A 17,596-nucleotide genomic window follows, 5' to 3' on the forward strand; every position below is an offset into this window, starting at 1 on the left:
ACTTTCTGTCATACGGGCGTAGCTCAGCTGGTAGAGCAGTGGTCTCCAAAACCAAAGGTCGAGGGTTCGATCCCTTCCGCCCGTGCATAAAGAATTTTCCATGAAAGAAATCGTTGATTTTGTGAAAGGCTCTTATGATGAGTTTGCAAATCATGTGACTTGGCCCAAATGGGACACCCTTCAATCAGCAACGATCGCTGTAGCGGTGTTTACTTTGATATTGTCATTGTTTTTATATGGTGTAGACACATTATTTAGTGATATTATTAATGGATTATATAGATTGTTAAAATAATCTTCTATGAGTGAAATGAAATGGTATGTTCTTAAGACGATTAGTGGAAGAGAGCATAAGGTCAAAGAGTACATTGAAGATGAAATTTCTTATCAAGGTTTGAGTAACCATTTAGGGCAGATTGTTGTTCCTGTAGAGAAAGTTATTCAGATTAAAAATGGGAAAAAGTTACAAAAAGAGCGAGTTTATTACCCAGGATATGTGATGATTGAAGTGGATTTAATAGGTGAAATACCTCACATTATCAAAAATGTAAATGGTGTGATAAGTTTCTTGAGTTCTACTAAAGGAGGAGATCCTGTCCCTATGCGAAAAAATGAAGTTAATCGTATGTTAGGTAGAATGGATGATCTTTCTGATGAGGAGGAATTAGTTAATATTCCTTATATGGTTGGCGAAACAATCAAAGTTATTGATGGTCCTTTTAATAATTTCAATGGAGTTATAGAAGAAATCAATGAAGAAAAAAGAAAGTTGAAAGTTATGGTTTCAATTTTTGGTCGTAAAACTCCTTTGGAGTTGAATTATGTTCAAGTAGAAAAAATTTAGGCTGCTTCCAAAAATAAACGCTTAATTTTTTAAAGTAAATTAAAGATGGCAAAAAAAATTCAAAAAATTGTAAAACTTCAGGTTAGAGGTGGGCAAGCAAATCCTTCCCCACCCGTAGGTCCTGCTTTAGGTGCTGCAGGGGTTAATATTATGGAGTTTTGTAAACAATTTAATGGTCGTACACAAGACAAGCAGGGTAAAGTTTTACCTGTGGTTATTACTGTTTATCAAGATAAATCTTTTGATTTTGTTGTTAAGACTCCTCCTGCTGCTGTTCAGTTACTAGAGGCTGCTAAATTAAAAGGAGCTTCAGGTGAACCTAATAGGGTCAAGGTTGCTACTGTAACATGGGATCAAGTTCAAGCGATAGCAGAAGATAAAATGGCTGATTTGAATTGTTTTACAGTTAATTCAGCAATGAAAATGGTAGCTGGAACTGCGAGATCAATGGGGATTAATGTGAAAGGTGGAACTAAACCAGAGTAATTATATGGCAAATTTAACTAAAAATCAAAAAGAGATAGCGAAGAAATATGATAAGACTAAAGCTTACACTTTAGAAGAAGCTTCTTCGATTGTAAAAGAGATAAGCATGGTAAAGTTTGACGCTACGGTTGATATTGCTGTTCGCTTAGGTGTAGATCCTAAGAAAGCAAATCAAATGGTAAGAGGCGTTGTTTCTTTGCCACATGGAACAGGAAAAGATGTTAAAGTTTTAGCCTTAGTTACTCCAGATAAAGAGCAAGAAGCGAAAGATGCGGGTGCAGATTATGTGGGTCTTGATGAGTATTTAGAGAAAATCAAAGAAGGTTGGACAGATGTAGATGTTATTGTAACCATGCCTGCTGTAATGGGGAAATTAGGTCCATTAGGTAGAGTTCTTGGGCCACGTGGGCTAATGCCTAATCCTAAAGCTGGAACAGTTACGATGGATGTTTCAAAAGCAGTAAGTGATGTGAAAGCTGGAAAGATTGATTTTAGGGTTGATAAAACTGGCATCGTTCATGCTATTGTAGGAAAGGTTTCTTTTCCTGCGGAAAAGATTATGGAAAATGCAAAGGAATTGATTCAAACTTTACAAAAAATGAAACCTACTGCAGCAAAAGGTGTTTATATGAAGAGTATTTACTTATCTTCAACGATGAGTCCTTCTGTACAAGTAGATCCAAAAAGTGTTTAATTCGAAATTGATTGAAAGATGACAAGAGAACAAAAAGCGCAAATGATAGATGATCTTCAACAGATATTGGTTGATACAGATACTATATATTTAACAGATATTTCGGGATTAAATGCTTCTGAGACTTCAATTTTAAGAAGAGCTTGTTTTAAGAAAGATATTCAGCTAAGAGTGGTGAAAAACACTTTGTTGAAAAAAGCTATGGAGCGTGTAGAAGATAAAGAATATGAAGAGTTGTATGATGTTCTGAAAGGGAACACTGCAATTATGATTTCTGATAAAGAAAATGCTCCAGCAAAGGTAATTAAAGATTTTAGAAAAAAATCAGAGAAACCTATCTTAAAAGGGGCTTGGATTCAAGCCGCAGTTTATGTTGGTGATGACAAGGTTGATACTTTATCTAACTTGAAATCTAAAGAAGAATTGATAGGCGATGTAATCAATATCCTACAGTCTCCAATGAAAACAGTTGTTTCTCAACTCCAAAGTGGAGGACAGAAATTATCTGGATTAGTTAAAACGCTAAGTGAGCGTTCAGAATAAAAAATACACTCAATAATTATAAATAAAATTTAAAAAGCATTAAAAATGGCAGAATTAAAAGAATTAGCAGAACAGTTGGTAAATTTAACTGTAAAAGAGGTAAATGAATTAGCAGATATTTTAAAAGAAGAGTATGGTATTGAGCCAGCTGCTGCTGCAGTAGCTGTAGCAGGACCAGTTGCTGGAGGAGAAGCAGGAGGAGAGGAAGAGAAATCAGAATTTGATGTTATCCTAAAGTCTGCAGGAGCTTCTAAATTAGCTGTTGTGAAATTAGTTAAAGAATTGACTGGTAAAGGATTAAAAGATGCTAAGGATTTAGTAGATGGTGTTCCTGCAACATTGAAAGAAGGTGTTTCAAAAGAAGAAGCAGAAGCTTTGGCTAAACAATTAGAAGAAGCAGGTGCTGAGGTTGAATTGAAATAATTTCAATAGAGTTTTAATTAAGGGTTTAGACCTTCACTTTGGGTGATAGGTCTAAGCCTATTTTAGGTAATAAGAGTCTTAAACCGTTCAAAGGTTTTGTTAATAGAGGGTAAAATAACTCTATAAAATTTAAAACATAATAACCAATATGAGTACATTGGCAAAGAAAGAGCATAAAAGAAATAATTTTTCATCAACAAAGAATATTGCTGATTTTCCTGATTTTCTTGACATTCAATTAAAGTCTTTTGAAGATTTTTTCCAGCTAGAAACGCGTCCTGATCAAAGAAAAAATGAAGGCTTATTTAAAACTTTTGCGGAAAATTTCCCTATAAGTGATACAAGAAATCAGTTTGTTTTAGAATTTCTTGATTACTTTGTTGATTCCCCTAGATATTCTATACAAGAATGTATCGAAAGAGGTTTAACCTATAGTGTCCCCTTAAAAGCACGATTAAAACTTTATTGTACAGATCCTGAACACGAAGATTTTGAAACAGTGGTTCAAGATGTTTATTTAGGTACAATACCTTATATGACACCGAGTGGTTCTTTTGTGATTAACGGAGCAGAAAGAGTTATTGTTTCTCAATTACACAGATCTCCAGGTGTATTTTTTGGTCAATCTTATCACGCCAATGGAACTAAATTATACTCTTCTAGAATTATTCCATTTAAGGGATCTTGGATTGAATTTGCTACAGATATTAATTCTGTAATGTATGCTTATATTGATAGAAAAAAGAAATTGCCTTTAACGACTTTGTTGAGAGCAATTGGTTATGAAAGAGATAAAGATATTTTAGAAATTTTTGATTTAGCTGAAGAAATTAAAGCTAACAAATCTAACTTAAATAAAGTCCTTGGACGAACACTAGCGGCAAGAGTTTTAAATACATGGCATGAAGATTTTGTAGATGAAGACACAGGCGAGGTTGTTTCAATTGAAAGAAATGAAATAGTTTTAGATCGGGAAACTATTCTTGAAAAAGAACACATCGAAGAAATTTTAGATTCAGGTGTGAAAACAATTTTGTTGCATAAAGAAGATAATAAAGCTTCTGATTATGCTATTATTTTAAATACGCTACAAAAAGACCCCACTAATACAGAAAAAGAAGCGGTAGAATATATTTATCGTCAACTAAGAAATGCTGAACCACCAGATGAAGAGACAGCAAGAGGAATTATAGATAAACTATTTTTTTCTGACACTCGCTATAGTTTAGGTGAAGTAGGGCGCTATCGGTTAAATAAAAAATTAGGACTTAATATTTCAGAAGAAATTCAGGTTTTAACGAAAGAAGATATTATCTCTATTGTTAAACATTTGATAGAATTAGTGAATTCAAAAGCTGAGGTGGATGATATTGACCACTTGTCAAACCGTCGAGTTAGAACCGTAGGTGAGCAAATGGCAAATCAGTTTGGTGTAGGTTTAAATCGTATGGCAAGAACCATTCGAGAAAGAATGAACGTAAGAGACAATGAAGTCTTTACACCAATTGATCTTATTAATGCTAAGACTTTATCTTCTGTTATCAATTCATTTTTTGGGACAAACCAACTTTCTCAGTTCATGGATCAAACAAATCCATTATCTGAAGTAACTCATAAGCGTAGACTCTCAGCTTTAGGGCCAGGAGGTTTGTCGAGAGAGAGAGCAGGGTTTGAAGTACGAGATGTTCATTATACACACTATGGTAGACTTTGTCCTATCGAGACACCTGAGGGACCAAACATCGGTTTGATTTCCTCTCTTTGTGTTTATTCTAAAGTCAACAATATGGGATTTTTGGAGACACCTTATAGAAGAGTTGAAGATGGAAAAGTTAATCTAAAAGAAGCTCCTGTTTATTTAACTGCAGAAGAAGAAGAAGATCAAATTATAGCCCAAGCAAATGCTAAATTAAATGATGATGGTAACTTCGTAAATGATAGGGTTATTGCAAGAGAAGATGGAGATTTTCCAGTAGTAGAACCTAATCGTGTTAATTTGATGGATGTTGCTCCCAATCAAATTGCTTCGATTTCAGCTTCTTTGATTCCATTTTTGGAACATGATGATGCCAACCGTGCGTTGATGGGGTCGAACATGATGCGTCAAGCTGTTCCTTTGTTGAAACCCCAGTCTCCTATTGTGGGTACAGGACTAGAAGGTTCTGTGGCGAAGGACTCTAGAATTTTGATGAATGCTGAGGGAAATGGCGTAGTAAAGTATGTCGATGCACAAAAAATTACGATTGACTATGAAAGATCTGAAGAAGAAGAAGCCGTAAGCTTTGATTCTTCAGAAAAAACATATGAGTTAATTAAATTTAGAAAAACAAACCAAGGTACTTGTATTAACTTAAAACCTATTGTGAAAGTAGGGGATAAGGTAGTAAAAGGACAAGTTTTATGTGAAGGCTATGCGACGGAAGAAGGTGAATTAGCTTTAGGAAGAAACTTATTGGTTTCCTTCATGCCTTGGAAAGGATATAACTTTGAGGATGCGATTGTAATCTCAGAAAAAGTTGTAAGAGAAGACTGGTTTACTTCTATTCATATCGATGAATATTCAATGGATGTTCGTGATACTAAATTAGGTATGGAGGAATTAACTAACGATATTCCAAATGTTTCTGAAGATGCAACCAAAGATTTAGATGAAAACGGTTTAATCAGAATCGGTGCAGAGGTAAAGCCTGGAGATATTCTTATCGGTAAAATTACTCCTAAAGGAGAATCAGACCCAACGCCAGAAGAAAAATTATTGAGAGCAATTTTCGGAGATAAGGCAGGCGATGTGAAAGATGCTTCGCTCAAGGCTAATCCGTCATTGAGAGGGGTGGTAATTGATAAAAAATTATTTGCAAGAAGTATAAAAGATAAAAATAAACGCGCAAAAGATAAAGTTACCATTGAGAAATTAGATAAGAGTTTCCAGAAAAATTTTGATGAATTAAGAGATGTTTTGCTCGAAAAATTATATAAACTTTTAAATGGGAAAACTTCACAAGGAATATTTAATGACTTAAATGAAGAAGTGATTCCTAAGGGAGCTAAATTCACACAGAAATTATTATCAAGCGTGGATGACTATTTGAATTTAACAGGAGGAACTTGGACGACGGATGAAGATTTAAATGAACTTGTAAAGCAATTATTGCACAATTATAAAATTAAAAATAATGATTTGCAAGGAGTATTAAATCGAGAGAGATTTACCATTTCTGTAGGAGATGAATTACCAGCTGGTATTATAAAGCTTGCAAAAATTTACATTGCTAAAAAACGTAAATTAAAAGTGGGTGATAAAATGGCAGGACGCCATGGTAACAAAGGTATCGTTGCTCGAATCGTAAGAGATGAAGATATGCCGTTCTTAGAAGATGGAACGCCAGTAGATATAGTATTAAATCCATTGGGGGTACCTTCTCGCATGAATATTGGGCAGATTTTTGAGACCGTACTAGGATGGGCTGGTAAAAAATTGGGAGAAAAATATGCAACACCTATTTTTGATGGAGCTCACATTGATGAAATTAATGAACTCACAGACAAAGCAGGTATTCCACGATACGGAACAACTTATTTGTATGACGGTGGAACTGGAGAAAGATTTGCCCAAAAAGCTACCGTAGGAGTTATTTATATGTTGAAATTAGGACATATGGTTGATGATAAAATGCACGCAAGATCTATCGGGCCATATTCATTGATTACACAGCAACCATTAGGTGGTAAAGCACAGTTTGGTGGGCAAAGATTTGGTGAAATGGAGGTTTGGGCTTTAGAAGCTTATGGAGCATCCAATATTCTTCGAGAAATTTTGACTGTTAAATCAGATGATGTTATTGGTCGTGCAAAAACTTACGAATCAATCGTGAAGGGGGATGCGATGCCAGAACCAGGTATTCCAGAATCTTTCAATGTATTATTGCATGAGCTGCAAGGTCTTGGATTGGATATTGATTTACTTCAATCTGAAAATCAATAAAATAACATCATATAATTATTAATTTATATATAGAAAATTCAATGTCAACTAATAAAACGCTTTCGAGCAAATTTGATAAAATTCGTATAGGTTTAGCCTCTCCAGAATCTATTTTACAAGAGTCTCATGGTGAGGTTTTAAAGCCAGAAACAATCAATTACCGTACGCATAAACCAGAAAGAGATGGCCTTTTCTGTGAGAGAATATTTGGCCCAGTAAAAGATTATGAATGCGCTTGTGGTAAGTATAAAAGAATTCGATACAAAGGTATTGTATGTGATCGCTGTGGAGTTGAAGTTACAGAAAAAAAGGTACGTAGAGATCGTATAGGGCATATCAATCTTGTTGTTCCTGTAGCGCATATTTGGTATTTTAGATCTTTGCCTAATAAGCTAGGTTATATTCTAGGAGTTCCATCCAAGAAATTAGACATGATTGTTTATTATGAACGATATGTAGTCATTCAACCAGGTATAGCAAAAGGGCTAGAAGGAGAAGAACTTCAAGTAATGGACTTCTTGACAGAGGAAGAATACTTGGATATCATGGAAACGCTTCCTATTGAGAATCAATATTTAGATGATTCTGATCCTAATAAGTTTATCGCTAAAATGGGAGCTGAATGCTTGGAAGAATTACTGAAAAGAATTGATTTAGATGAGCTTTCTTATGACCTTCGTCATAAAGCTCACAATGAAACTTCAAAGCAAAGAAGAACAGAGGCCTTGAAACGCTTACAAGTGATTGAATCTTTGCGTGAATCAAATGAAGGAAATAAAATTAATCGCCCAGAGTGGATGATTCTTAAAGTTATTCCTGTTATTCCACCAGAGTTAAGACCTTTAGTTCCTTTAGATGGAGGACGATTTGCTACTTCTGATTTAAATGATTTGTACCGACGGGTTATTATCAGAAACAATCGTTTAAAAAGGCTTATGGAAATTAAAGCTCCAGAAGTCATTCTTAGAAATGAGAAAAGAATGTTGCAAGAGTCAGTAGACTCTCTATTAGATAATACTCGAAAATCTTCTGCTGTAAAGGCGGATGGGAATAGACCATTGAAGTCACTTTCAGACTCATTGAAAGGAAAGCAAGGGCGATTCCGTCAAAATTTATTGGGTAAACGTGTTGACTATTCAGCTCGTTCTGTTATCGTAGTAGGACCAGACTTAGAATTACACGAATGCGGTTTGCCAAAGGATATGGCAGCTGAACTTTATAAGCCTTTCATTGTTAGGAAATTAATTGAAAGAGGGGTTGTGAAGACAGTTAAATCAGCGAAAAAAATCATTGATAGAAAAGAGCCTGTTGTTTGGGATATTTTAGAAAACGTACTAAAAGGACATCCCGTCTTGCTTAACCGTGCTCCAACTTTGCACCGTTTGGGAATTCAAGCATTTCAACCTAAATTAATAGAAGGTAAGGCTATACGTTTACATCCATTAGCATGTACAGCATTCAACGCAGACTTCGATGGAGATCAGATGGCAGTGCATTTACCTTTAGGGCCAGAAGCAATTTTAGAAGCACAGCTTTTAATGTTAGGTTCGCAAAATATTTTGAATCCAGCCAATGGTTCGCCAATTGCTGTCCCTTCTCAAGATATGGTTCTTGGTTTATACTATATGACCAAGATTCGCAAAAGTGATGAGAATTATAAAGTAAAAGGAGAAGGCTTGATATTTTATGATGAAGATGAAGTAAGAATCGCTTACAATGAGAAAGCTGTTGACTTAAATGCAAGTATTAAAGTTAGAGCTTCTGTGAAAGAAGGAGGGGAATTAGTTACTAAATTAATTGAAACTAGTGTAGGGCGAGTCTTATTTAATCGAATTGTCCCAGAAAATATTGGTTTTATCAATGAAGTTTTAACTAAAAAATCTTTAAGAAATGTTATTGGTAAAATTTTAAAAGAAACAGATTTCCCAACCACAGCAGCATTCTTAGACCGAATGAAAACATTAGGTTATACCAATGCCTTTGAAGGTGGACTTTCATTTAGCTTAGGAGATATTTTGATTCCAGACCAAAAAACGGAAATGATTCAAGATGCAATTACCCAAGTGGATGCTATTCGAGGAAATTATAACATGGGATTAATTACCAATAATGAGCGTTACAACCAAGTCATTGATGTTTGGACTAATACCAATGCAAGCTTAACGGAATTGGTGATGAAGAGAATGCGAGAAGACCAGCAAGGATTTAATTCAGTTTATATGATGCTTGATTCAGGAGCTCGTGGTTCTAAAGAACAAATTAGACAGCTTTCAGGAATGCGTGGATTGATGGCTAAGCCACAAAAAGCAGGTTCTTCGGGAGGTGATATTATTGAAAACCCGATTATTTCTAATTTCCGAGAAGGACTTTCTATCTTAGAATACTTCATTTCCACACACGGAGCTCGTAAAGGTCTTGCAGATACAGCTCTGAAAACAGCTGATGCAGGATATTTAACACGTCGTTTGGTTGATGTCTCTCAGGATATTATCATCAATGAGGATGATTGTGGTGCGTTGAGAGGTTTAGAAATCACTGCATTGAAGAAAAATGATGAAATTGTAGAACCTTTAAGAGATAGGATTTTAGGTAGAACTTCATTGAACAATGTTTACCATCCAGAAACAGATGAAGTTTTAGTAGAAGCAGATCAAATCATAACAGAAAATATTGCCGATGCTATTCAAGCAGCTGATTTAGATATGATAGAGGTTCGCTCACCATTAACGTGTGATTCTAAATCTGGAATTTGTGCTAAATGCTATGGGCGAAACTTAGCCACTAATCAAGCAGCTCAGTTAGGCGAAACCGTAGGTGTTGTAGCAGCTCAGTCTATTGGTGAGCCAGGTACACAGTTGACGCTTCGCACCTTCCATGTAGGGGGTACAGCGGGTAACGTTTCAGAAGAATCTACTTTGAAAGCTAAACAAAGTGGTAGAGTAGAATTTGATGAATTAAAAACAGTAAGAAGTGAGAATGAAGTTGGGGAATCAGTGGATATTGTCATTTCTAGAACAACTGAATTTAAGCTATTGAATAAGCGAGGTGAAGTTGTGATGACCAATAATATCGCTTATGGTTCTGTGTTGCACGTAGCAAACGGTCAAGAAGTGAAAAAAGATCAAAAAATTACTACTTGGGATCCTTATAATGCTATTATCATTGCAGAAACAGCAGGTAAAATTGAGTTTGAAAACATCGAGCAAGGTTCTACCTTCCAATTAGAAGTTGATGAACAAACTGGGTTTACTGAAAAAGTAATTTCAGAAAGTAGAAACAAGAAATTGATTCCTACGCTTAAAGTTATTTCTAAAGATGGAGAAGAGAAATCTTATAACCTGCCAGTAGGTGCTCATTTGATTGTAGAAGATGGAGAAGAAATTAAAGCAGGTAAAACTTTAGTTAAAATTCCTAGAAAATCAGCTAAAGCAGGAGATATTACTGGTGGTTTGCCACGTGTTACAGAGTTGTTTGAGGCTCGTAACCCATCAAACCCTGCAGTAGTTTCAGAAATTGATGGTTTAGTTTCTTTTGGTAAAATTAAAAGAGGTAACCGTGAAATTATTGTCGAATCAAGAAGTGGAGAAATAAAAAAATACTTGGTAAAATTATCTAATCAGATTCTTGTTCAAGAAAATGATTATATTAAAGCAGGAATGCCACTTTCGGAAGGAGCAATTACACCAACGGATATTTTGAGCATCAAAGGCCCAACAGCCGTTCAGGAATATTTGGTGAATGAAATACAAGAAGTTTATCGTTTGCAAGGAGTGAAAATTGATGACAAACACTTTGAAATCATTGTAAGGCAAATGATGAGAAAAGTTAGAATCATCGATGCTGGAGACACGAGATTCTTGGATTCTAGTTTAGAACATAAAATTGACTTCATTGAAGAAAATGACAGAATTTTTGGAATGAAAGTCGTAGAAGATGCTGGAGATAGTGAGGTGTTGAAGCCAGGACAAATTCTAACTGTACGCGAATTAAGAGATGAAAATTCTAAATTGCGTAGAGATGATAAGAATTTGGTGATAGCAAGAGATGCCATGCCAGCTACAGCAGAACCTATTTTGCAAGGGATAACACGTGCTGCATTACAAACGAAATCATTCATCTCAGCCGCTTCTTTCCAAGAAACGACAAAAGTGCTCAATGAAGCTGCCGTAGCTGGAAAAGTAGATGATTTAAATGGACTGAAAGAAAACGTAATTGTAGGGCATTTAATTCCAGCCGGAACAGGTCTTAAAGAATACCAAAACATCATCGTAGGTAGTAAAAAAGAATATCAAGAGATGACCGGAGAAGAAAGTGAAAAAAATACAGTAACTCAATAAATAAATTATGGAAAATAATAATCAAAATCAGCAAGTAAAAAATTTCGATATTGAAATCAATCCTGAAACAGCTTCAGGAATCTATTCAAATTTAGCCCTTATCAATCATTCAAATACAGAGTTTGTTGTTGATTTCATTCAAATGATGCCAGGAATGCCTAAAGCACAAGTGAAATCTAGAATTGTATTGACTCCACAGCATGCTAAGCGATTAGCACAAGCGTTGGTAGATAATATCAATAAATTTGAAAATCAATTTGGTGAAATTAAAGAGCCAGAGCAAGGTCAGGTTCCGCTGAATTTCGGTCCGAAAGGAGAGGCTTAAAAATTTTTTAAGGCTTAAAAAAAAGCGATGAATTTTATAGATTCATCGCTTTTTTTAATTTTTATTTGTTAAAGTAGTAAGCCAGCATTTTATAATACAATTTTGCAGCTAAGAAATCTGTTGATTTTTCATCTTCTCTCGCAGCTAATTCTACAATATCAAAGCCGATGACTTCATATTTTTTAAAGACTTTTTTGAGTAGTTTTAAAACTTCATAAAATCCTAATCCACCAGGTTCTGGCGTTCCTGTAGAAGGTGCAATGGACGGGTCAAATCCGTCTAAATCTATCGTAATGTAAACTGGTAATTTTTTAAAGCGCTTCAAAACCTCTTTTTGCCAATTTTTTTGTTCATGAATTTCATGTGCAAAAAATACATTTTTAGGGTTCATATGTTCTACCTCAGAAGCATCCATCGAACGAATTCCAACTTGTATCAAGTTATTTTTTTGACTCGCTTCATAGACTGCACAAGCATGATTGCATTGACTACCCAAATATTCTGGGCGTAAATCGGTGTGAGCATCAATTTGTAAAATATTCAACTTACCATGGTGTTCATGCATAGCACGCATGGCACCGATACTGATGGAATGTTCTCCTCCAAATAAAGTGACGAGCTTACCCTTCCCCAAATTATTTTTTACGGTTTTATAAACTGCCTCTGTCATTTTTTCAGGGCTATCATTCTCATCTACACTATCGTGAAGATAAACACCGTTTAAATAAGGCTCACTAGCAGTTTCGATGTCATAAAGTTCCATGTTTTCTGCGGCATTCAAAAAAGCTTCAGGGCCTTTATCAGCTCCCTTTCCCCAAGTGCTAGTCCCATCGTATGGGACGGGGATTAAAATGACTTTAGCATTTTCTTCTAAACCATATTTTTCTTCAACTCCTGCAAAGGTTCTTTTCATTGTTTGTTTCTTAATAAATTAAACAAAAGGTGTTTTTACAATTTTTGCACCCACATTTTTATTTCTAATTTTCAGCCAAATTGTAGTTCCAGGGGCTGTAAATTCTTTTTTCACATAGCCTAAGCCAATGCCTTCATTTAAAATAGGAGACTGCGTTCCAGAAGTTACTTCACCGATTTTTTCTTCTTTTTCATTAAATATTTCATAGCCTTTCCTAGGGATTCCTCGCTCAGTCATTTTAAAGCCAATTAATTTCCTAGTAACCCCTTTATTTTTCTGTAGTTCAATGACTTCTTTCCCAGTGAAATTTGTATGGAGTTTTGTAACCCAGCCCAGTCCAGCCTCTAGAGGAGTAGTCTCTTCATTGATGTCATTACCATATAGGCAATAGGCTTTCTCCAGACGTAAAGTATCTCTGGCAGCCAATCCACAAGGTAAAATATTGAAAGCTTCAGCCGAATCAAAAATTGCTTGCCAAACTTTTTCCGCATGTTCTGCTGGCAGATACAATTCAAAACCGCCCGAGCCCGTATAGCCTGTCGCAGAAATGATGACATCATCAATCCCAGCAAAGTTTCCTTGCTTAAATTGGTAAAACGGAATTTCATTTAATTCAACAGGCGTTAAATTTTGTAAAGCCTTTGTAGAATTCGGTCCTTGCACAGCAATCAGTGCCGTTTGCTCGCTGATGTTTTCTAACTGACAATCATCAAAGTTATTGTGTTTTGAAATCCAATCCCAATCCACATCTATTCGGCTGGCATTAACCACTAGCATAAAATCATTTTGAGCTAGTTTATAGACGATTAAATCATCTATGATTCCACCCTTTTCATTTGTCAAGCAAGAATACTGTGCTTGCCCGACTTTTAATTTAGAAACATCATTAGAAATTAAATTTTGAATTAAGGCTTGGGAATCACTACCAGTAACTTTAAATTGCCCCATGTGGCTAACATCAAAAACGCCTACATTTTCGCGTACAGCCATATGCTCTTCCTTTACGCCAAAATATTGAACAGGCATTTGGTAGCCAGCGAACTCCACCATTTTAGCACCCAAATTTTCATGAATTTGATTAAGCGGTGTTTTTTTCATAATAAATTATTTTTGTACTCGGTTAAAATTATTTTGAACCATTCGGTATAAATTTCAGGATTTTTTTTAAGGCTTAAAAAAAGTTTATCCAAAGAAATCCATTGAATCTCAGAAACTTCTTTTGGGTTTAAATTAAAATCACCATCATATTCGCCTACAAAGACATGATCCAATTCATGCTCCCATAAATTTTGCCCCACATCAGCTTTGTAGATAAAGTGGAAGCTTTCTTCTAAATCATTTAATTCAATGCCTAATTCCTCCTGTAGTCGCCGTAAGGCACCAGCCTTATAACTCTCATTATCAAATGGATGACTGCATACCGCATTAGTCCATAGCTCAGGGCTGTGATACTTTGTCTTTGCTCTTTTTTGCAGCAATGTTTCTCCTTTTTCATTAAACAAAAAAACGGAAAAAGCTCGGTGGAGTACAGCTTTTTCATGAGCTTCTAATTTTTCCATAAGCCCCAAACGCTCGTCTTTTTCGTTTACCAATACCACTTGATTCTTCATGATTCAAATTTAATAATTTAATACATTAGAGAAATTTCTTTGATGTCAAAACTTTCAATTACCTCAGACTTTTCTCTCTTTACTAGCAAGCGGCCATGCTCATCAATTCCATAAATAATCCCAGAAAAGCAGACCCCATTTTGTTCAAATGTATTGATTTTCTGAAAACCTAATAGCTGTTGATTATAAGATTGATATAAATTATTTTTGTTTTCTGGTTTAAGTTTTTTACGGTTTTCAAATAAAAAGTTTATCAAATTCATCTCAAAATTTTTTAAGCCTTTAGAAAATTCAGGGAATTCATTTTGAATGCTTGTTGCTTTTTTTAAGCCTTGAAAATTTTTTTGATAAACGTTTAGCCCAATTCCCACAACTGCAAATTGAATTTTTTGCCCTTGAATTTGATTTTCAATTAAAATTCCGCCCGCTTTTTTTTGATGAATTATAATATCGTTGGGCCATTTGATTTTTGACTCAATATGACAATCTGACAGGAATTTTTGTAAATAAATCGATACCCAAATGGAAATTAAATGCGCCTCGTGGCTGGGGAAATCATCAAAACGAAGAAGGAAACTGAACGTTAAATTTTCATTCGCAGATGATTCCCAAGTACTGCCGCGCTGCCCTTTGCCGCTGGTCTGATGCTCGGTAGATACAACGGTGAATTCTGGAAAATTGTTCTTTGCCAGTTGGTACAACTTTTGATTTGTAGACCCCAAAGTTTTATACCTGAGATAAGTAAAATTTTTCATATTGAAACTCTAAGGTATACATATTTTATAATATATGATATAATTACTACTTTTGTAGTTTAAACTAAATTTTTTGAATGACAGAAAAAGAAAATCCACTACTTCATCAAATTATTGACAGTATTCAAGATGTGAAAGGAGAGGACATCACCATTCTAGATTTGAGAGAGATAGACAATGCGATTTGTCAATATTTTGTGATTTGCAGCGGGAATTCAAATACGCAAGTTTCTGCTATTGCCAGCATGGTAGAGAAAAAAGTGAGAAATGAACTAAAAGAGCGACCTTTGCAGGTTGAAGGGAAGGATAATGCGCAGTGGGTTTTACTCGATTATGCTTCTATCGTCGTGCACGTTTTTCAAAAGCATATCAGAGAATATTATGATATCGAAAGTATGTGGGGTGATGCTAAAAAAATTAACATTGAACTGAATTAATGGACAAAAAAGAAGATAATAACAATAGAAAGAAAGTTAGTTTTAATTTAAATTGGCTTTACACCCTCTTGGCTCTATTTTTAGCGGGATGGTTTTTTTTCATGAGCGGAGGTTTGAATAATGGAGCAAAACAAATCAAGGAAGCTCAGTTTTTTGAATACGTTCGCGATGGGTATGTACAAAAATTTACATTAAACAAAGATGAAGAAAAAGTCTTGGTTTATTTAACTTCAGAGGCATTAGAAAAACCTGAATTTAAAGGATTAAAGCAAACACCAGGTTTTCTAGGTGAGTCACCCAATATGCACTTTACCGTGGGAGATAGAACTTTATTTTTACAAAAATTTGATCAACTCCCCGAGGAAACTAAAGCAGAAGTTTCAATGAGTATAGAGGAGAATAATCCTTGGGTCAATGTGATTCTACAAATATTGATTTGGATACTTTTGATAGGACTTCTATGGACATTTATTTTCAGAAGAATGGGCGCTGGGGGAGGAGGTCCTGGTGGGCAAATATTTAATATCGGTAAATCAAAAGCAAAACTCTATGACCAGAATGAGAAGGTAAAAGTTTCCTTTAAAGATGTAGCTGGTTTAGAAGGAGCAAAAGAAGAGGTAGAGGAAATTGTTGAGTTTCTGAAAAATCCAGAAAAATTTACTCGCCTAGGAGGTAAAATCCCAAAAGGTGCATTGCTGATTGGTTCTCCAGGAACAGGTAAAACACTGTTGGCTAAAGCTGTAGCAGGTGAAGCTGAAGTTCCGTTTTTCTCGCTATCGGGGTCAGATTTTGTAGAAATGTTTGTAGGTGTAGGAGCCTCACGCGTACGTGATTTGTTCAAAAAAGCAAAAGAAAAATCACCTTCCATTATTTTCATTGATGAGATTGATGCCATCGGTAGAGCTCGAGGTAAAAATGCAATGATGAATAGTAACGATGAACGTGAAAACACACTGAATCAATTGCTTACAGAAATGGATGGTTTTGGAACAAACACCAATGTCATTGTATTGGCTGCAACCAATCGTGCTGATATTCTAGACAAAGCTTTGATGAGAGCTGGGCGATTTGACCGAAGGATTTATGTCGATTTACCAGAATTACATGAGCGAAAACAAATCTTTAAAGTTCATACAAAAAATTTGAAAATCAAAGAAGAATTAGATTTAGAATTTTTAGCAAAACAAACGCCAGGCTTTAGTGGAGCAGATATTGCTAATATTTGTAATGAAGCAGCTTTGATTGCCGCAAGAAAAAATAAAGAATATATTGACCGTCAAGATTTCTTAGATGCTGTAGACCGCATCATCGGTGGTTTAGAAAAAAGAGGGAAAATCATCAAATCGAGTGAGAAGAAAAGAATCGCCTACCACGAGGCGGGTCATGCCACTGTCAGCTGGTTGCTAGAGCATGCCTCTCCGCTTGTAAAGGTAACGATAGTTCCACGCGGTAGAAGCTTAGGGGCTGCTTGGTATTTGCCAGAAGAAAGACAAATTACGACAGAGGAGCAATTACTCGACGAGATGAGTGCTCTTTTGGGCGGTAGAGCAGCAGAGGAAGTTATGTTTGGAAATTACTCTACTGGAGCTCAAAATGATTTAGAGCGAGCCTTTAAGCAAAGTATGGCGATGGTAACGATTTATGGATTAAGTGATAAAATTGGTCACGTTTCTTATTATGATAGTTCGGGGCAATCAGATTATTCGTTCAACAAGCCTTACTCTGAGCAGACCGCAGAAAAAATTGATGATGAGATTAAGCGAATTATTGATGAGCAGTACCAGCGTTGTATTAAACTTCTAAGTGATAACAAAGATAAATTAACGCAATTAGCCGAAATTTTATTGGAAAAAGAAGTCATATTCAGAGATGATTTAGAGAAAATTTTCGGGAAGAGAGAATTCTCTAATGCACAAGACCCATTTAAAGAAACGAAAAGCGAAAAAGTCATCTATGAAGAAGTAGCTCAAGAAAAAAAAGAGGAGGAGTAAATATTAATCATCTTTCGTTTTGTTAAAAAATGACAGAATTAATAATTTTAAAAATAGCTTAATTTAATTGATGATGAAAAACCAAGATTTCATCATCAATTTTTATAAGAATTCACAGGAATAATCATAAAAATAAAAACTATGATTTCCCATTCCTTTAAATCCTTCAGCCCATCAATTTTTTGTAGATTTTTTATTTCTCTTTTTGCAAGAGCTCTCATTCAATTATGTTTCTAAAATTCTAGATAAACCTTAG

Annotated in this window: 16 protein-coding genes and 1 tRNA gene; 12 read left to right on the top strand and 5 right to left on the bottom strand. The window is 35.2% G+C overall.

Annotation, left to right across the window (positions count from 1 at the left end; translation table 11 throughout):
• Positions 1–12: 12 nt before the first annotated feature.
• From QOX03_RS01880 to QOX03_RS01925, 10 genes are all read left to right on the top strand, one after another.
• Positions 13–85, top strand: a tRNA-Trp gene (locus tag QOX03_RS01880).
• A gap of 15 nt (positions 86–100) precedes the next feature.
• Entirely contained in the window at positions 101–295 is a 195-nt protein-coding gene (gene secE, locus QOX03_RS01885) for a preprotein translocase subunit SecE (protein ID WP_283671276.1), read from the top strand.
• A gap of 6 nt (positions 296–301) precedes the next feature.
• Positions 302–844, top strand: coding sequence for a transcription termination/antitermination protein NusG (gene nusG / locus QOX03_RS01890; RefSeq protein ID WP_119058165.1), 543 nt, complete (start codon positions 302–304; stop codon positions 842–844).
• Between the two features lie 45 nt (positions 845–889).
• Positions 890–1,330 (top strand): 50S ribosomal protein L11, encoded by a 441-nt coding sequence (rplK, locus tag QOX03_RS01895; RefSeq protein ID WP_283671277.1) that lies wholly within the window; start codon positions 890–892, stop codon positions 1,328–1,330.
• 4 nt (positions 1,331–1,334) lie between these two features.
• Positions 1,335–2,024, top strand: a complete 690-nt coding sequence (gene rplA, locus QOX03_RS01900; RefSeq protein ID WP_119059485.1) for a 50S ribosomal protein L1 — start codon at positions 1,335–1,337, stop codon at positions 2,022–2,024.
• Between the two features lie 18 nt (positions 2,025–2,042).
• Positions 2,043–2,567: a 50S ribosomal protein L10 gene (gene rplJ, locus QOX03_RS01905; protein WP_283671278.1), complete on the top strand. Its 525-nt coding sequence runs from the start codon at positions 2,043–2,045 to the stop codon at positions 2,565–2,567.
• Between the two features lie 45 nt (positions 2,568–2,612).
• Entirely contained in the window at positions 2,613–2,990 is a 378-nt protein-coding gene (gene rplL, locus QOX03_RS01910) for a 50S ribosomal protein L7/L12 (RefSeq protein WP_119058169.1), read from the top strand.
• Positions 2,991–3,138: 148 nt separating this feature from the next.
• A complete protein-coding gene (rpoB, locus tag QOX03_RS01915) occupies positions 3,139–6,972 on the top strand; it encodes a DNA-directed RNA polymerase subunit beta (RefSeq protein ID WP_394364153.1) in 3,834 nt (1,277 codons plus the stop codon).
• A gap of 41 nt (positions 6,973–7,013) precedes the next feature.
• Complete coding sequence (gene rpoC / locus QOX03_RS01920; RefSeq protein WP_283671279.1) at positions 7,014–11,309, top strand: DNA-directed RNA polymerase subunit beta'; 4,296 nt, start codon at positions 7,014–7,016, stop codon at positions 11,307–11,309.
• Positions 11,310–11,316: 7 nt separating this feature from the next.
• Complete coding sequence (locus QOX03_RS01925) at positions 11,317–11,634, top strand: DUF3467 domain-containing protein (RefSeq protein WP_119058171.1); 318 nt, start codon at positions 11,317–11,319, stop codon at positions 11,632–11,634.
• Between the two features lie 61 nt (positions 11,635–11,695).
• On the opposite strand, the gene speB is transcribed toward QOX03_RS01925, so the two are convergent.
• From speB to QOX03_RS01945, 4 genes are read right to left on the bottom strand one after another with little or no spacing between them, the layout of a single operon-like run.
• Entirely contained in the window at positions 11,696–12,547 is an 852-nt protein-coding gene (gene speB / locus QOX03_RS01930; RefSeq protein WP_283671280.1) for an agmatinase, read from the bottom strand.
• Positions 12,548–12,565: 18 nt separating this feature from the next.
• Complete coding sequence (gene gcvT / locus QOX03_RS01935) at positions 12,566–13,645, bottom strand: glycine cleavage system aminomethyltransferase GcvT (RefSeq protein ID WP_283671281.1); 1,080 nt, start codon at positions 13,643–13,645, stop codon at positions 12,566–12,568.
• A complete protein-coding gene (gene idi / locus QOX03_RS01940) occupies positions 13,642–14,157 on the bottom strand; it encodes an isopentenyl-diphosphate Delta-isomerase (protein WP_283671282.1) in 516 nt (171 codons plus the stop codon). The genes gcvT and idi overlap by 4 nt, the downstream gene beginning before the upstream one ends.
• Before the next feature lie 17 nt (positions 14,158–14,174).
• Positions 14,175–14,912, bottom strand: a complete 738-nt coding sequence (locus tag QOX03_RS01945) for a biotin--[acetyl-CoA-carboxylase] ligase (protein ID WP_283671283.1) — start codon at positions 14,910–14,912, stop codon at positions 14,175–14,177.
• 77 nt (positions 14,913–14,989) lie between these two features.
• On the opposite strand from QOX03_RS01945, the gene rsfS reads away from it, so the two are divergent.
• On the top strand, positions 14,990–15,349 hold the full coding sequence (gene rsfS / locus QOX03_RS01950) for a ribosome silencing factor (protein WP_119058176.1): 360 nt from the start codon (positions 14,990–14,992) through the stop codon (positions 15,347–15,349).
• Complete coding sequence (ftsH, locus tag QOX03_RS01955; protein ID WP_283671284.1) at positions 15,349–17,340, top strand: ATP-dependent zinc metalloprotease FtsH; 1,992 nt, start codon at positions 15,349–15,351, stop codon at positions 17,338–17,340. The genes rsfS and ftsH overlap by 1 nt, the downstream gene beginning before the upstream one ends.
• A 95-nt stretch (positions 17,341–17,435) precedes the next feature.
• Here the strand turns inward: ftsH and QOX03_RS01960 are convergent, their stop codons facing one another.
• A complete protein-coding gene (locus tag QOX03_RS01960) occupies positions 17,436–17,561 on the bottom strand; it encodes a hypothetical protein (RefSeq protein ID WP_283671285.1) in 126 nt (41 codons plus the stop codon).
• Between the last annotated feature and the right edge of the window lie 35 nt (positions 17,562–17,596).

The sequence above is a fragment of the Candidatus Ornithobacterium hominis genome, assembly GCF_951229915.1.
Classification (GTDB): Bacteria; Bacteroidota; Bacteroidia; order Flavobacteriales; family Weeksellaceae; genus Ornithobacterium; species Ornithobacterium hominis.

Coding starts and splice junctions, on each gene's coding strand:
- secE (WP_283671276.1), top strand. CDS start 101: ATGAAAGAAATCGTTGATTTTGTGAAAGGCTCTTATGATGAGTTTGCA.
- nusG (WP_119058165.1), top strand. CDS start 302: ATGAGTGAAATGAAATGGTATGTTCTTAAGACGATTAGTGGAAGAGAG.
- rplK (WP_283671277.1), top strand. CDS start 890: ATGGCAAAAAAAATTCAAAAAATTGTAAAACTTCAGGTTAGAGGTGGG.
- rplA (WP_119059485.1), top strand. CDS start 1,335: ATGGCAAATTTAACTAAAAATCAAAAAGAGATAGCGAAGAAATATGAT.
- rplJ (WP_283671278.1), top strand. CDS start 2,043: ATGACAAGAGAACAAAAAGCGCAAATGATAGATGATCTTCAACAGATA.
- rplL (WP_119058169.1), top strand. CDS start 2,613: ATGGCAGAATTAAAAGAATTAGCAGAACAGTTGGTAAATTTAACTGTA.
- rpoB (WP_394364153.1), top strand. CDS start 3,139: ATGAGTACATTGGCAAAGAAAGAGCATAAAAGAAATAATTTTTCATCA.
- rpoC (WP_283671279.1), top strand. CDS start 7,014: ATGTCAACTAATAAAACGCTTTCGAGCAAATTTGATAAAATTCGTATA.
- QOX03_RS01925 (WP_119058171.1), top strand. CDS start 11,317: ATGGAAAATAATAATCAAAATCAGCAAGTAAAAAATTTCGATATTGAA.
- speB (WP_283671280.1), bottom strand. CDS start 12,547: ATGAAAAGAACCTTTGCAGGAGTTGAAGAAAAATATGGTTTAGAAGAA.
- gcvT (WP_283671281.1), bottom strand. CDS start 13,645: ATGAAAAAAACACCGCTTAATCAAATTCATGAAAATTTGGGTGCTAAA.
- idi (WP_283671282.1), bottom strand. CDS start 14,157: ATGAAGAATCAAGTGGTATTGGTAAACGAAAAAGACGAGCGTTTGGGG.
- QOX03_RS01945 (WP_283671283.1), bottom strand. CDS start 14,912: ATGAAAAATTTTACTTATCTCAGGTATAAAACTTTGGGGTCTACAAAT.
- rsfS (WP_119058176.1), top strand. CDS start 14,990: ATGACAGAAAAAGAAAATCCACTACTTCATCAAATTATTGACAGTATT.
- ftsH (WP_283671284.1), top strand. CDS start 15,349: ATGGACAAAAAAGAAGATAATAACAATAGAAAGAAAGTTAGTTTTAAT.
- QOX03_RS01960 (WP_283671285.1), bottom strand. CDS start 17,561: ATGAGAGCTCTTGCAAAAAGAGAAATAAAAAATCTACAAAAAATTGAT.